This window comes from Parasphingopyxis sp. CP4 (assembly GCF_013378055.1).
Taxonomy (GTDB): Bacteria; Pseudomonadota; Alphaproteobacteria; order Sphingomonadales; family Sphingomonadaceae; genus Parasphingopyxis.
The window spans coordinates 285,338-299,325 of sequence record NZ_CP051130.1; the positions used below are offsets into that span (position 1 = coordinate 285,338).

The following is a 13,988-nucleotide window of genomic DNA, read 5'->3' on the forward strand; positions in this document are numbered from 1 at the left end:
TATATTGCTGCATTGCAACGTAGGCCAAAACAGGCCTAGAAGGGCGCTCAAGAGCGGTTCGACGACCGCGCAGGCGGGAATTTTGATGCTTTACAACATGTATGAAATGCAGCGTTCGATGCTGGCTGGTGCAAGTGCCATGGCTGGCTGGAGCGCAGAGATGCTGCAAAACCCGGCAAATCCCTTTGCCTATTCGGCTATGGGGCCGATCGTCGCATCAGCGCTGGATGTATTCTCGCACGCTTCGGCACCGCGCGGAAAACCGGTCTTCGGCATCGAATATGTTGAGGTGGATGGCGAGTCGGTGCCGGTGTCGGTTGATATCGAGGCGCGTCACCCGTTCGGACAGCTCAAGCATTTTCAGAAAGAAGGCATTGAGGGCCAACCCAAGCTATTGATCGTCGCACCGATGTCCGGCCATTTTGCCACTCTATTGCGTGGCACCGTTGAACGGATGCTGCCGAGCCATGACGTTTGGGTCACCGACTGGCGCGATGCGAAGACGGTCCCGCTTTCCAACGGCAGTTTCGATCTTGACGATTATATCGATTACCTCGTCAGCTTTCTCGAGCATATCGGACCGGGCGCACATATGCTCGCGGTCTGTCAGCCATCGGTGCCCTGTTATGCCACCGCCGCTTTGATGTCAGCGGACGATCATCCGGCCCGGCCGCGGACGCTGACGATGATGGGCGGACCAGTCGACACGCGCGAAGCACCGACTTCAGTCAACACGCTGGCAACACAGCGCCCCCACAGCTGGTTCGAACAGAATGTGATCGCAACCGTTCCGATGTATTATCCAGGGGCTGGTCGACAGGTATATCCCGGCTTCCTGCAGTTGGCCGGCTTCATGTCGATGAATCTCGGCAATCACATGATCACCCATTGGGAGATGTTCAAACATCTTGTCGAAGGGGATGGTGACAGCGCCGATGCAACCAAGGATTTCTACGATGAGTACCGTTCAACCTGCGACATGACGGCGGAATTCTATCTCCAGACCATCGACGTTGTGTTCCAGACCCATGCATTGCCACGCGGCGAGTTCCGGCATCGGGGCAAGTTGATCGATCCAGGGGCAATCAAGGATATCGCGATGCTCGCCATCGAAGGCGAACGCGATGATATTTCCGGCCTCGGTCAGACCAAGGCAGCACTCAAACTTTCCAAGGGTTTACCCAAGAAATTGAAGAAATATCATATGGCCGAGGAAGTGGGCCACTATGGTATTTTCCATGGCCGCAAATGGCGCGAACGTATCGCTCCGGTAGTCGAGGATTGGATCGCCAAGCACGATTAATCCCTAAGGTATCAGGCTATTTGGCGAACTCCCTGTGTTTTGGATCGAGACCAAAACGATTTGCTCCATAGTCGCCATCCTGAACGACGAAGTAGACCAGCATTAGAGTCCACAGCAAAAGCATAAGATTTAGCAAGAGCGCTATCCGAAAAAACTCGATGAATTCTGACGCGTTCTGAATTGGATTTCCAATTACGCTGAGTTGAACATATCCAACGGCTGTGCCCATCAAAATTTGCGGAAACAGCCACCAGCCTCGGAGCCCGATATCGTGCAGTCGGCGGACCACTGCTGACGAATAGGGTATGATCAGAATTAATATGGTCGCGATAGTGAACCAGGCGAGAGGAAAAGGATCATGCGCAGGAGACTCCCGCATCGCATCTAGCGCCCGTTCGTTGATGACTCCTGCCATTAGGTCCTGAGGAAAATCTGGATAGGCCGCTGCTACCTGTCGCGCACGGACCTGATCGGTAGCGAATGTGATAATGCCAGGAATCAGGGTGGCCACAAACACAAATGGCCAGAAATGTGCACGCGTATCGCGGCCAGAAAATCGAAAATATAGTCGGAACCCGCGGACCACCGCTTCAAAAAACGATGGCGCGCGGTATTCCATTTTCTGTCTTTCGTGAAGCTAGAGAACTTCAAACAGTCCAGCAGCACCCATGCCGCCGCCGACACACATGGTGACGACAACATATTTTGCGCCGCGGCGCTTGCCTTCGATCAAGGCGTGGCCGGTGCAGCGCGCTCCCGTCATGCCATAGGGGTGGCCAATCGAGATTGAGCCGCCATTTACGTTGAGCAGCTCGTTCGGAATGCCCAGGCGATCGCGGCAGTAGAGAACCTGCACAGCAAAAGCTTCGTTCAACTCCCACAGGCCGATATCATCGATCGACAGGTCGAAACGTTCCAGCAGCTTCGGAATGGCAAAGACCGGGCCGATACCCATCTCATCGGGTTCGGTGCCGGCAACAGCCATGCCGACATAGCGACCAAGCGGGGTCAGGCCTTTCTTCTCGGCAACCGAGGCTTCCATGACGACGCTGGCCGACGATCCGTCGGAGAGCTGCGATGCGTTACCCGCGGTGATCGTCATGTCCGGCCCCATTACCGGCTGCAGGCTCTGCAAGCCTTCCAGCGTGGTCGACGGGCGATTGCCTTCGTCCTTGGAAAGGGTGACTTCTTCCTGGCTGGTTTCGCCGGTTTCCTTGTTCACGACAATCTTGGTCGTGGTGGTCGCGACAATCTCGTCGTCGAAATGGCCGGCTTCCTGGCCAGCTGCTGTCCGCCTCTGCGATTCCAGCGAATATTCGTCCATCGCTTCGCGGCTGACATCATAGCGTTTTGCGACGGTTTCAGCCGTTTGTAGCATCGGCATATAGACATCGTTATGCATCGCTAGGAGCTCCGGATCGGGCTGCACGCGCATCTCTTTGGTCTGCACCAGCGAAATGGACTCAAGCCCGCCAGCGACGACGCAATCCATGCGATCGACGATTACCTGCTTGGCGGCCGTCGCAATCGACATCAGGCCGGACGAGCATTGGCGATCCATCGACATGCCAGAAACGGTGATCGGCAGGCCGGAGCGCAGCGCAATCTGGCGGGCGACGTTGCCGCCAGTTGAGCCCTGTTGGAGCGCGGCGCCCATGATGAGGTCATCGACTTCACCGCCTTCGATGCCGGCGCGCTCAACAGCGGCTTTTACGGCAAAGCTGCCCAGCGTCGGACCCTGTGTGTTATTGAAAGCACCGCGATAGGCTTTGCCGATCGGTGTGCGGGCGGTGGAAACGATAACTGCATCACGCATGGTGAAACTCCTTGGTGGCTATTGAGGGGAAATCAGGCCGGTATCGACGGTGTGCCGGGTTCCGGTCGAATATCAAATGTTCCGATAATCATGGCGAGGCCATGATAGAAACCGACCAGCTGGACGATCTCGAAAATCTGATCAGACGTGAAATGGTCAGCAATCCGGGCAAACTCCTCATCACTGAGGTGGCGGCGATCGAGCAAGATATCAACCGTTGCCAACAGAGCGGTATCTGCAACAGACCAGCCGCCATCTTCTGCATCCTTGGTTGCCAGCGCATCGAGCTGCGCTTCGTCGATCTCACATCGCTCGGCAAAAAGCGTGGCATGCATGCCCCACTCATAATCTGCGCCGATCCGCGCCGCTGTCCGGAAAATGACCAGCTCGCGCTCGCGAATCGGCAGCGGACCCTTGTCGAGCAGGGACCCGCCAATGAACTTCTGCCACGCCCGTTCCGACGTGCCAATGATACGGAACAGCATCGGCGCATCGCCGCCATCTGGCGTCAGCGCGTTGAGCGCTGCCGCCAGGGCGTCCGGATAAGGCTGAGACAGAGGCGTTATTCGCGTCATGTGAAGAACTGGCTAATCCATTCTGCAATCAGCGCCGGCTTTTCTTCGCCTTCGATTTCGACGGAGAATTCAAGCGTCTGCTGATATTGATTGGGGCGCTTTTCGATCAGATCGAGCAGCTTGAAATGACCACGTACCTTGGATCCGGATTTAACCGGGGTCAGGAAACGGGTTTTGTTGCCACCATAATTGACGCCCATCTTCACGCCTTCGGGGCGCGGGCAATCGGATTTGGCCATCATCACAGGGAATAGCGACAGTGTCAGGAAACCATGGGCGATCGTCGTGCCAAACGGCGTCATCTTGGCCGCTTCTTCGTTCACATGGATGAACTGGTGATCGCCGGTCGCATCGGCAAATTTGTTGATCATGTCCTGGTCGACCGTAATCCACTCGGACGTGCCGAGATTCTGGCCGGCCATATTCATCATTTCGTCAATGGTGACGGTGCTCATATCCGTTTCCTCTTTCGTTTTTTCTGCTAAATGGCGATGGCTTCCCCGCCATAGTGGAAGCCAATTCCTCGAACCGCAAGGTCTGTCCATGCCCAGTCAGATGCACGATCCCGATTCCGCTACGTCAGCCGCGTGGCAGCATATGGAAGAGGTGCACCGCGCACCCGAGCCCGAAGTGCTTGCTCCACTGCTGGAGCGTGCGCGACTCGATGCCAATGAGCGCGCCGGGGTTGAAGCGACGGCGCTCGAGCTGTTGGCCGATCTGCGCGAAGGACAGCGAACGGGTTGGGTCAATCAGTTCCTCCAGGAGTATCGTCTGAACAGTTCCGAGGGCATTGCCTTGCTGAGCCTGGCAGAGGCGTTCTTGCGGGTTCCGGATCCCGACACGGCTGACCGTCTAATCTCCGACAAACTCGGTGATGGCGACTGGCGATCCCATGCAGGTCGCTCGCATTCGCAGCTCGTAAATTCGGCAACCTGGGGCCTGGTGATTGGCCGGGCATTGGTCGGCCAGCATGAGCAAGCCAATGCGCTGAAGCGATTAATCTCGCGATCCGGTGAACCCTTTGTTCGTCAGGCAGTCGGTGCCGCGATGCGCATGATGGGCGAGATCTTCGTCATGGGCCGCACGATCGATGAAGCGATCAAGCGGATGAAGAAGCCTGAAAACAAGGGCTTCACGGCAAGCTTTGACATGCTGGGCGAGGCAGCGCGAACTTTCCCCGATGCGGATCGTTATTTCGATGCCTATTTGCGCGCGATCGAAGCCGTCGGAAATGCCCGCGGCGATGGATCGACCGAGGTCAATCATTCCATCTCGGTGAAACTCTCTGCGCTGCATCCACGCTATGAGGTCGCGCAATGGGCGCGTTGCGTGCCGAGCCTTACGGAGCGGCTCGAAAGCTTGGCCGAAGCTGCCGCCAAGGCCCAGATCGGGCTCACCGTCGATGCCGAGGAATCTGAGCGTCTCGAAATGAGCTTTGATATCATCGAAGCCGTCGCTGGACTTCCACAGCTGAAAGGTTGGAACGGGTTCGGCATGGCGATCCAGGCCTATGGCAAGCGCGCCCAGCGGACCATCGGCTGGGCCGAAGCGCTGGCCAGCCGCACTGGACGAAGCATGCCGGTTCGTCTCGTGAAAGGTGCCTATTGGGACAGCGAGATCAAACATAGCCAGGAGATGGGACTCACTGACTATCCATTGTTCACACGCAAGGCGGCGACCGACGTCTGCTACCTGGCGTGCGCGAAAGACATGTTGGAAGCCGAATCGATTCGGCCGGCCTTTGCCACTCATAATGCGCTGACCGCCGCGACCATCATGGAATGGGCGCCAGACAAGAGCAGTTTCGAATTTCAGCGGCTTCACGGAATGGGCGAGGGTCTGTTCGAGCGGCTTGTGCGGGATCAGGGGTATCGATGCAGGATATACGCACCGGTAGGTGGGCATCGCGACCTGCTGGCCTATCTCGTGCGGCGACTGTTGGAGAATGGCGCCAATTCCAGCTTTGTGCATCAACTTGCCGATGAGCAGCTGACCGATGAACAAATCCTTGCCGATCCGGTCGACAAGATCATTGCGGTGGGTGGAACTCGCCATCCGAGCATCCCATTGCCTGAAGATCTGTTCATGCCGCAGCGACCCAACAGCCAAGGCCTCGATCTTGAAGATTGGCGCGTCCTGAAGCGCGTGAAAGACGGGATTGCCAAACGATCCGATATTGGCGGGGAACCGAAACCGGTAGCGGATGTGGGAGCATTGGTGGAACGGGCGAGCAGCGCCTTTCCAAATTGGTCTAGCTTGCCGGTCGAAGAACGTGCGGGCTGCCTGATCCGCTTGGCCGATTTGTTCGAAGAGCGCCGCGGCGAACTGATGGCGCTTGCCGTGCATGAAGCGAACAAGACCATTCCCGATGCGCTGGCTGAAGTGCGCGAGGCGATCGATTTCTGCCGCTATTACGCCGCCGAAGCAGTTGAGAAACACCAGCCGATCGAGCTTCCTGGGCCGACCGGCGAAAGCAATGTGTTGCGGATGGAAGGGCGCGGCGTGTGGACGTGTATCGCGCCGTGGAACTTCCCGCTGGCAATCTTCACCGGGCAAGTAGCTGCGGCCTTGGTCACCGGCAACACGGTAATCGCTAAGCCAGCGCCGCAAACACCACGCATTGCTGCGGAAGCAGTGCGATTGGCGCATCAGGCGGGCGTGCCGGAAGATGCGCTGCGCTTGGCATCAGGCGGACCTGAAGTCGGCGCTGCGCTGACCGCGGATAGCCGGATAGCGGGTGTGGCATTCACGGGCTCGACGGTGACAGCGAAGAAAATCGCGCACGCGCTGCTCGAAGGCGAAGACCGCCCAATTGTGCCGCTTATTGCGGAGACCGGCGGCGTCAATGCCATGATTGTCGATTCTACAGCCTTGCCCGAACAGGTGGTAGCCGATGTGCTCTTGTCCGCATACGGTTCGGCCGGACAACGCTGTTCGGCGCTGCGCTTGCTGCTGGTTCAAGAAGAAGTTGCAGACACGATGATCGAGATGCTGACTGGCGCGATGGATGCGCTGATTGTTGGTGATCCGGCCAATCCGGAGACAGATGTCGGTCCGGTGATCGATGATCTGGCCTATGAAAAACTGATGGCACATCGCGCTAAAATGCGGGATCGCTGGCTAAAGACGGTCGATGTTCCCGAAGAAGGACGTTTCGTGCCGCCCACACTGATCCGACTGGACAGTGTGGATGATCTCAACACCGAATGGTTTGGACCGCTGCTCCATGTGGCGACCTGGAAATCCGGTGGGCTTGAAGAGATGGTCCGGCGGGTCAATGCAAAAGGGTTCGGACTGACGATGGGTTTGCACAGCCGCATCGCCCGGGCCGGTGATCTTGTTGAGGCGCGAGCGAAGGTCGGCAATCTCTATGTGAACCGGTCGATGATTGGTGCGATTGTCGGATCCCAGCCTTTTGGTGGGGAAGGGCTGTCCGGTACCGGGCCGAAAGCCGGCGGCCCGCACTATCTCGCCCGCTTCTGCGCGGAGCGAGTCACGAGTATCGATACCACCAGCGCAGGCGGCAATGCGGCACTGCTATCACTCGATGATGTTGGGCAGACTTACGATCGCTAGTCCTGGCCTGAGCCCCAACCGTCTTTCGGATAAGGAAGGACCATCTCGCCGTTCGGCGCGGCCGTAAAGCTGGTCTGGGTCGGATAGGCGAATTCGAGGCCTTCTTCCGAGAAGCGTTTGAAGATCGCAATTCCCACCGCGTGGCGCGAGTTAAATACGACTTCATAGTCAGAGCTCTGCACGTCGAACTGGAGCTGATAGTCGAGGCTGGAATCGCCGAAGCCGACAAAGCCGGAACGGACGAACCGATGGCCTTCTGCATTGATTATATCGCGCAATATGTTGGGGATGCGATGGGCTTTGGCTGGGTCCGTTTGATAGATCACGCCAATGCCGAAGGTTACCCGGCGGCGGTTAAGGCGCGTCAGGTTCATGATCTCCTTGTCGAGGAGATTGGTGTTTGAGATGATCACTTCCTCGCCGGTAACCGCCCGGAGACGCGTCGATTTGAGGCCGATCTGTTCGACCGTCGCATAGGTCCCGTCATAATGAACAGAATCGCCGACCTTGAATGGCTTGTCGAAGATGATCGAAAGGGCTGCGAATAGGTCCGAGAAGATACCCTGGGCGGCGAGGCCGATTGCGATGCCACCAATGCCGAGACCGGCAACTAGGCCGGTTACATCGACATTGAGGTTATCGAGCACGACAATCCCGGCGATTGCGACAACACCAAAGGTTACCAGCACCCGGATCAGCTTCATCGCACTGCCCAGTGCCTCGCTGGAACTTTCATCGGTGCGGGTTCGGTGCTCGACAAATCCAAGGATTATCGACCGCGCCCAGATAGCCGACTGGATTACCATTGCCAGCGAGAACAAGAAGCTGATCGAGCGGTGGATCAGGCCTGGCGCGCTCGACAGTATGGAAACAATCTCGAGCGCCAGCGCTATCATGAACCAGGTGCGCGTCTTTGCCATCGTCCGACCGACTACGGACTGCCAGGTCTCCAGGCTGGTATTCTGCTCGAACAGACGCCGGCCATATCGACGCATACCGGCGAGGATGAGCACGATTACAAAAGCGACGCCAAGGCTGATGAGGATTTCGGCCGTATGGGTTTCAACCCAGCTGACTGCATCAGTGGCAAGCGTGTGCATACGCTCCATCACGGTCGCACCGACTATTTCGGTGACGATATCGGGTTGTTCGCTAGGCTGTGTCATAATGCGATCGGCTCTTAAGGCGTGATGCCCCGTGTTGTCGAGCGCGGTGGCTATGCGGGCTGCGTTTTTCTTTTCAGCAACTGATCAAATCTCTCGTTCAGAGCGCTTTGGGCCGGACGTTCGACGAGGTGGTACAAGAGCATTGAGGCAATCAGCGTTAGAGCCAGGAAACCGCCTAGGGCGATCATTGTAATCTGACCGCTATCATCGACAAAGGGGATCTTGAAGGCGTCAAACAGCAGGAAGTGACACAGATAGGTCGCATAGCTGATCTCACCCAAATAGATGAGCGGCCTGCTTGAGAGTGGATTGTAGCGCCGTTCGGCGGTCAGCGCTGCCGCCAGTAACAGGCTGGCGAGGGCGAGCGGTACGACCAAGGTTTCTGGGACCGATCCCGATAGCACAAGGCCAACTGCGATCGCTGCCCCGGTTATCGCAACAATCGCCATGCGACCCGCATTGTCCCGCCAGCGTAACCAGAGCGCGCACAGCAACGTGCCCATCGTAAACTGCACCAAACACCGCATCAGGCCGGTTTGCGGAATATTTGTGCCGAGAAGCGGCGCGTCCATTGTGACGAAAAAGATGTGCAGGGCCAATGCGAGCGATGCGATCAGAGCGAGTAAGATTGGGGTCGACACGGCGCGCCAGTCTGTACCGAGTGCAATAATCGGGAACAGCAGATAGGCAGCCATCTCCGTGCTGATCGACCAGGCAGGGTCATTCCAGCTCAGTGCGTCCGTGAAACCCCAGTTCTGGACCAGAAGAAAATGCAGCGGAAGCTCATGCAGGGGAAAGGCTTCCGGGCTCGAGCGATCCACCGCTATATGGAGGAGCGCGAAGACAACCGCGCCGCACAGAATCACGAAATGGAGCGGGTAAATTCGCGCGAACCGCCGCGCCAGAAAATGGGGTATTGCAGCCACACCATTTTCCGAAAGCCGGTCGCGATAGCTCAGCCAGATCACAAATCCGGACAGCAAGAAGAAGAAATCGACCGCAAGATAGCCCTTGCTGAATATCGCAACGATGGACTCAGGAAACAGGTCGGACGATGACAGGCGCACATGGTATAGGACGACATACCATGCCGCGATGCCGCGCAAAGCTGTGAGCGCGCCGAGATTGACCCGATCTTTCATGATCCGCTGCGCAGGACAGGGGACAGTTTCGCGATACCCGGTTCCCTGAGCGTTTCGCGCAATGGTTTTGCGAGACTCTGCTTCCTTACCCGCGACATATGCAGGTCGAGGCTGATCTGCACGGCAAGCAGCATCAGGATGAAGGATTGGAACGCGATCGCAATGAACAATGCGCCGACAAGATAAATAAGCTGTGCATGCTGGAGTGCCGTTGCCAGTGGGGAGACCCACTCATAGCCCGGTGGTGCGCGCGAACCGCGGTAGCGCCGCCGCAGCATTTCCATTCGCAAAACGCCGAGGCCATGGATTGTCAGCCAAAGACCGAGACCCAGCCACCCTTGTTCGGCCAGGACCTCGAAATAGGCCGAGTGATAGGCACGCCCGCGATCTACAACGACGCGTCGCTGGATCGACGTCGATCCAGCGGATTCGATCCGCTCGCTGGTTTCATAAGAGATGTTGTTGCCATGGTAGATGCCGAAGCCACCACCCGCCGGATTTTCCGATACATATTCGAGCGTCCAGCGCCATACCGCGATCCGGGTCATGGCCGAAAAATCTGCCTGGTAGGTCGAGATTGTACCCATCCGGTCTGAAAAGCTTTGTGGCAGAAAGGGTAGGGAGATGATCGCGCCGAACCCTGCCAATCCAATGAACATGAAGCGTCGCTGATTGTCCCGCAGAATCAAGATACCGAGCACCGCAATACAAACCAGGCCTGTCCGCGCCTCCGTGCCGATTGGGATGAGGAGGCATGCAAAGATAAGGCACGTGGCAAATGTTGTGACCCGCCAGTCTTTGGGAAAGATTGTCCCGTGACGGGCAAGCCAGAGGATCAATGGAATGATTGTGATCGCTATCGTCGAAGCCGTGCTGCTCTCGTAGATTCCGCTATTGGAATCGACCATCATGTTCAGCGTGCCATAGCCGCCGCCTGACAAAAGCGTCTTGATGGCGCCAGCGATCATGATCGTTGCTGCGCCCAGCACCATGAAGAGGATATAGGATTCAATCCGTACCCGGTTCCGCAGCGCAAATGGCACGAACAAGGCCCAGAGCATTCCCTTCCAGACCCAGTCCCATTTGAATTCCGCCTCGACCGGGAACTCAGCGTATAGCGTCGTAAATCCGCACCACAGTCCGAACATTGCAATTAGCCATTGGCTGGGGCTGGTCTGAAAGGATTTGTTCTTGTCGAAAACGAACCATCCGCCGATCGCCAACGGCGCAACAATCATCGAAAGCGGAATATCGCTCAGCAATCGATAGGAAAGCTCGTGCGGAGAGACCACATCGACATAGGCATAGGCGAGAACCCATAAGAATGGCTGACGTAGCCCCAGGATGAGCAGAGCAGCGACAAATCCGGCAAAGGCGAGATCGGTCATCGTTAGGGCGCCTTGGGCTCAAGATCGGCTGAATTGCTCGGCTCATCGGCTTCGGTCTGGTGCAGATCCGGGCGTGACAAAAGGCGCCATGCTGTGAGCAGCATGAGCCCGTGCGTTACCAACAGGGCGAACTTGTCGATCATTCCAGGCGTAAGCCCTCCAAATTAGCGGGTTACGGCTTAGCGACACGGAGTTGAGGATCTATTAAGCCTAATGCGTGATTTGTTAAATTTCCGAGGCTAAGAGCACCTAATGACTGCGCTTTTTCTATCTCGAGACGATCCTGGGCGATTTGCCGCTCATACGATGGATGCCGTCCGTGCAGAATTTGCAGGTCATGGGTTCAGCGAGATGGAAGAGTGCCTCTTTCCGGGCTGGCGGCTATTGCACGCGCCCTATGTCGAAGGCGGGCCGAGCAATTTTGTAAAAAAAGGCAATAGTTTTATTGGCTTTGCGGGGAGTTTTGCTTTTGACGGGAAGGTTGGACGAGCGGCGCTGAATGCTGCGCTGACAGAGCTTGACCCGTTGTCACCGGATTGGAGTCGAACTAGCGGCCAGTTTGTGATGGTGATCCGCAAGCAGGGGCGGTCATTTCTGTTCACCGACTGGTTTGCTGCATTCGAGATCTATCATGATCGTGAACAGAGTTTTTTCTCGACGTCGCTATTGGCCGCGACTTCCTGTCTTCCAGAACTGCATTTCCATTCGCAGGCGGTGTACGAACACGCATTCAATATCGTGTCGATCGGCGATGACACGGTTTTCAGCGAGCTGAAAAAACTCGGCCCGTTCGCCGTTATCGAGCTGTGTGAAGACGGATCGAAACGCCATCATCAGGACAAACCCATGCCGGAGGGCCGGATCGAACGCGATCTGGCATCCCAGTTGGCAGCGCAGCATGAACTGTTGGGTAAGACGGTTCAGCCCTGGGTAGATCAGTTCGGAAACCAGATATTCTGCCCGCTATCCGGCGGATTGGATTCCCGGCTGGTTTTTGCACTGTTGCGCAATCAAGCCAGTCAGCCGTCGATGTACAGCTATGGCGAAGAGGATGAGTGCGATATCATCGTCGCGCGGCAGATTTGCGAGGCACTCGGTATCCCCATCGATGTGATGGACAAGGAAGTCTATCGCGAGATCGCGATCGATGATTATCCCGATCAGGTGGAACGCAATTTCCATGATCATGACGGACTGCCCAATTTCGGGATGATCTTCGATAATGGAGCTGGGGCATATGCCCGATCAAAACGGCATGCGGATGGTGCCCTCTCGGTGTCCGGCGGTTGTGGCGAGATATTCCGAAATTTCTTCTTCCTAAGCGACCGTCCCTATAGCGCAGCGGATGTAACACGCGCCTTTTTCGCTCGTTTCGCCCTTGGCGATGTGACGGATGCATTTGACGAACAGGAATTTTTGCGCGGCATTGAAGACAAGATCTTGTCTTCCATCGGACGGGCCGGTGAACGCGGGCCGCTGCCACGCAACGCATTGGAGTGGGTTTATCCGGCCGCACGCTGCCGCGCGATGTTCGGGCATGAGATTAGCCTCGAGGCACGATACGGTGCCTATCTGATGCCGTTTCTCGATCATGCGGTCGTTGCCCAGGCGCAATCGCTTCCGATTAAACAGAAAAATGCCGGCCGCTTTGAGGCTCGATTGCTAGCAACGATCGATCCCGAGCTGGCCGGGATGCCATCCTGTTACGGACATGATTTTCTCGGAGAGCCCGGGCTTCGCCACCGGATTAGTGAATGGTCCACCCGAATTCGGCCCATTGCGCTGCGCCACAAAAGCTATGCGATCCAACGTCGTCTCGCGGACCGCGCGGACGAGCATGGTGGGCTGGCGACTGAAGACTATCTCAGCCGGGTAATTGATCTTGAATATCCGATCATGCGGCGCTTTTTCCGCGTTGAGAATATCGGCGACAGCGCCATTATGCGGCGGGTCGCTAATCTAGAATATTTCGCTGAAAAACTTGGCTCTAAGCTAAAAGCCTAACGCCGGTCATAACTGCTGATCTGGTCGCCCAATTCATTGTTGCGCACGACCGGGTTTTCTCCACTCCAATCGCCGACGAAAACGGTGCTCCAACGAAATCCGGGCGATACCCAGGCGCGGTTATTCTCAACCACCAATCCGTTGCTGCTATGCTCACGCCCTTCGGGTGCAACCGCGATCATGGTTGCATAATTCTCTTTATCCGTACCTTGGACAAATGTGTTTCCGGCGATCCGGCCGCTTGCTCCGACCGAGAGATCGATATGATAGTTGGTCTGTTCTCCGCGACTATCGTCAAAGCTGTTGTTGAGGATCTGAACTATCGGGGCTCGACTCTTCAGATAATGGGCGCCGGTCCCTTGCTCAAACCGTGAATTGGTGACCGTCAGGCTGCCATAATAACCGATATAGACCGGGTGGGCGCCGTTGCCGTCCGGTCGTTTGCCAAGGCGACGGAAAGTCGAACGATCAATGCGGATCGCCGATGACGGATCGGCAGCGGAGAGGATGCCACTCTGTGAATCCGTAAACAGGCTATCGACAACGTCGAGATCGCCTTCTTCAATACGGATACCAGCGCCATTGCCGTCAGAGACACTGATATTGGTAAAGGTGAGGCCCTCAACAGACGCGGCGCGACCGCGCAGCACCAAGGTCGCTTTACCCTCGCATGTGCCACCGTCAAAAATAGCCGTTCCAGGCTGATCGGCGACAAAAGCGATAATGCCGGCTTCCTGAACCGCGCAGTCGCCATACCGGCCTGGTGCTATCCGAATTGTACCTTGGCGGTTCCCAATCGCGCGGACCGCATCGTCAAGATCGCCGAACGCTTCGCCGGTCTCGGCAATCACAAAAGGGGCGGGGCGCTGAGCACCCGCAGTTGCTGCCAGTGCGACACAGGCCGTTAACAGGGCAATTCGCTTCATTTTTCGCACTCCACCAGAAAATGGTTTTTTGCATTAGAACAGGAGCAGTTGACGCCGCGTTAAGCAGTTTGTGGCAATCGCAGAGCATGCGG

The 13,988-nt window shown here is 56.8% G+C and carries 12 protein-coding genes; 3 read left to right on the plus strand and 9 right to left on the minus strand.

Annotated features, from left to right (window positions below):
* Nucleotides 1-85: 85 nt before the first annotated feature.
* Entirely contained in the window at nucleotides 86-1,303 is a 1,218-nt protein-coding gene (locus HFP51_RS01390; RefSeq protein ID WP_176873978.1) for a polyhydroxyalkanoate depolymerase, read from the plus strand.
* Nucleotides 1,304-1,319: 16 nt separating this feature from the next.
* On the opposite strand, the gene HFP51_RS01395 is transcribed toward HFP51_RS01390, so the two are convergent.
* Genes HFP51_RS01395 through HFP51_RS01410 form a run of 4 tightly spaced genes read right to left on the minus strand, consistent with a single transcriptional unit; the run spans nucleotide 1,320 to nucleotide 4,149 of the window.
* On the minus strand, nucleotides 1,320-1,922 hold the full coding sequence (locus HFP51_RS01395; RefSeq protein WP_176873979.1) for a DUF805 domain-containing protein: 603 nt from the start codon (nucleotides 1,920-1,922) through the stop codon (nucleotides 1,320-1,322).
* 18 nt (nucleotides 1,923-1,940) lie between these two features.
* Nucleotides 1,941-3,119, minus strand: coding sequence for an acetyl-CoA C-acyltransferase (locus HFP51_RS01400; RefSeq protein ID WP_176873980.1), 1,179 nt, complete (start codon nucleotides 3,117-3,119; stop codon nucleotides 1,941-1,943).
* Between the two features lie 32 nt (nucleotides 3,120-3,151).
* Nucleotides 3,152-3,694, minus strand: coding sequence for a carboxymuconolactone decarboxylase family protein (locus HFP51_RS01405; RefSeq protein WP_176873981.1), 543 nt, complete (start codon nucleotides 3,692-3,694; stop codon nucleotides 3,152-3,154).
* Nucleotides 3,691-4,149 (minus strand): MaoC family dehydratase, encoded by a 459-nt coding sequence (locus HFP51_RS01410; protein WP_176873982.1) that lies wholly within the window; start codon nucleotides 4,147-4,149, stop codon nucleotides 3,691-3,693. Before HFP51_RS01410 ends, HFP51_RS01405 begins: the two co-directional genes overlap by 4 nt.
* 100 nt (nucleotides 4,150-4,249) lie before the next feature.
* On the opposite strand from HFP51_RS01410, the gene HFP51_RS01415 reads away from it, so the two are divergent.
* Entirely contained in the window at nucleotides 4,250-7,270 is a 3,021-nt protein-coding gene (locus HFP51_RS01415) for an L-glutamate gamma-semialdehyde dehydrogenase (RefSeq protein ID WP_370462927.1), read from the plus strand.
* Here the strand turns inward: HFP51_RS01415 and HFP51_RS01420 are convergent.
* From HFP51_RS01420 to HFP51_RS01435, 4 genes are read right to left on the minus strand one after another with little or no spacing between them, the layout of a single operon-like run.
* Complete coding sequence (locus HFP51_RS01420; protein WP_255454757.1) at nucleotides 7,267-8,436, minus strand: mechanosensitive ion channel family protein; 1,170 nt, start codon at nucleotides 8,434-8,436, stop codon at nucleotides 7,267-7,269. The genes HFP51_RS01415 and HFP51_RS01420 overlap by 4 nt on opposite strands.
* 50 nt (nucleotides 8,437-8,486) lie before the next feature.
* Nucleotides 8,487-9,578 carry an acyltransferase gene (locus HFP51_RS01425; protein WP_176873983.1) on the minus strand — a complete coding sequence of 364 codons (1,092 nt, stop codon included), beginning with the start codon at nucleotides 9,576-9,578 and terminating at the stop codon, nucleotides 8,487-8,489.
* Complete coding sequence (locus tag HFP51_RS01430) at nucleotides 9,575-10,966, minus strand: putative O-glycosylation ligase, exosortase A system-associated (protein WP_176873984.1); 1,392 nt, start codon at nucleotides 10,964-10,966, stop codon at nucleotides 9,575-9,577. Before HFP51_RS01430 ends, HFP51_RS01425 begins: the two co-directional genes overlap by 4 nt.
* A 2-nt stretch (nucleotides 10,967-10,968) precedes the next feature.
* Nucleotides 10,969-11,109, minus strand: a complete 141-nt coding sequence (locus HFP51_RS01435) for a hypothetical protein (protein ID WP_176873985.1) — start codon at nucleotides 11,107-11,109, stop codon at nucleotides 10,969-10,971.
* A 109-nt stretch (nucleotides 11,110-11,218) separates the two neighbouring features.
* Between HFP51_RS01435 and HFP51_RS01440 the strand changes: the two genes are divergently transcribed.
* On the plus strand, nucleotides 11,219-12,970 hold the full coding sequence (locus HFP51_RS01440; RefSeq protein WP_176873986.1) for an asparagine synthase-related protein: 1,752 nt from the start codon (nucleotides 11,219-11,221) through the stop codon (nucleotides 12,968-12,970).
* On the opposite strand, the gene HFP51_RS01445 is transcribed toward HFP51_RS01440, so the two are convergent.
* Nucleotides 12,967-13,896 (minus strand): right-handed parallel beta-helix repeat-containing protein, encoded by a 930-nt coding sequence (locus HFP51_RS01445; RefSeq protein ID WP_176873987.1) that lies wholly within the window; start codon nucleotides 13,894-13,896, stop codon nucleotides 12,967-12,969. The two genes, HFP51_RS01440 and HFP51_RS01445, sit on opposite strands and share 4 nt — an antisense overlap.
* Nucleotides 13,897-13,988 lie beyond the last annotated feature (92 nt).